Raw genomic sequence first — 1,378 nt, forward strand, 5'->3', positions numbered from 1 at the left:
GTTGGTGGAGTATTCGACGGATTTGTTCGATGAGGTGACGGTGCGGGGGTTGGCTGCGCGGTTTGTTCGGGTGTTGGAGGCGGTGTGTGCTGATCCGTCGGTGGTGGTGGGTGATATCGACATCCTCGACCCAGCGGAGCGACTCGCTCTGTTGCCACCAGGACCGATCAGCCGGGAAGCGCTCGGCGAGAACACGATTCCCGAGCTGTTCGCGTGGCAGGCCGCCGCAACACCGGACGCGGTCGCTATCGTTTTCGGAGACGAGCGCTGGACCTATCGACAACTCGCCGCGGAGTCGAAAAGGCTTGCACGGCTGCTGGTTCAGCACGGCGTAGGCCCGGAGTCGGTGGTAGCCGTCGCAGTCGAGCGGCAGCCCCGTCTCATTGCCGCGTTGTTGTCGGTGCTCGAGGCCGGTGCGGCATACCTGCCTGTCGATTCGAACTATCCGCCCGAACGCATCGCGTTCCTGCTCGCCGATGCGGCGCCGAAGGTCGTGATCACCGACGCGGCCACTCGGTCCGTTCTTCCCGAGATAGCTGTGCCGATCATCGATCTCGACGCCGACGACACCGCGTTCGACACCGCGCACCGGGACGGTGAGCGTCGTCCGCAGGTATATCCGGACGACCTGGCGTACCTGATCTATACCTCCGGTTCGACGGGTGTGCCGAAGGGCGTCGCGACCACACATAGAAATGTGGTGGAATTCCTTGCAGGAACAGAGCACTGGTGCAAATTCTCCGCCGATGACGTGTGGACCTGGTCGCATTCGACGTCGTTCGACTTCTCCGTCTGGGAGATCTGGGGTCCGCTCCTGCACGGCGGACGGATCGTCGTTGTCGACTGGGAGACGGTGCGAACGCCGTTGCGCCTGTGGGATCTGCTCGAGCGCGAGCAAGTAACCGTCTTCAATCACACGCCCGCCGCGTTTTACAACCTGCTCGAGGCCGACCCCGAACGGGCTGCCGCCGCATTGCATTCGGCGCTGCGTCTGGTCATCCTCGGCGGCGAAGCAGTGGACGCGACGCGACTGCGGTCGTGGATCAGCCGCGGCAACGGCACGACAGCTGTCTGCAATGGCTACGGGCCCACCGAGACCACCGTTTTCGCGACGATCTATCCGGTCGAGGATTTCGACAGAGCGAACGTGCCGATCGGAACAACCTTCGGAAGTCTGCGCCCGTACGTGTTGGATTCGCGCTTGCAGGCGGTGCCTGTGGGTGTGGTCGGTGAGTTGTATCTCGCGGGATGGCAAGTGGCGCGGGGGTATTGGGGTCGGGCTGGGTTGACGGCGTCGCGGTTTGTTGCGGATCCGTGTGGTGGTGGTGGGCGGTTGTATCGGACTGGGGATGTGGTGCGGTGGCGTGGTGATGGGCAG

1 protein-coding gene is annotated in these 1,378 nt (G+C 63.8%); it reads left to right on the forward strand.

Annotated features, from left to right (window positions below; genetic code table 11):
- A partial coding sequence (locus tag JGU71_RS29585) for a non-ribosomal peptide synthetase (protein ID WP_199708710.1) occupies window positions 1-1,378 on the forward strand: 1,378 nt, incomplete at both ends.

The sequence above is a fragment of the Antrihabitans stalagmiti genome (assembly GCF_016482825.1).
Classification (GTDB): Bacteria; Actinomycetota; Actinomycetes; order Mycobacteriales; family Mycobacteriaceae; genus Antrihabitans; species Antrihabitans stalagmiti.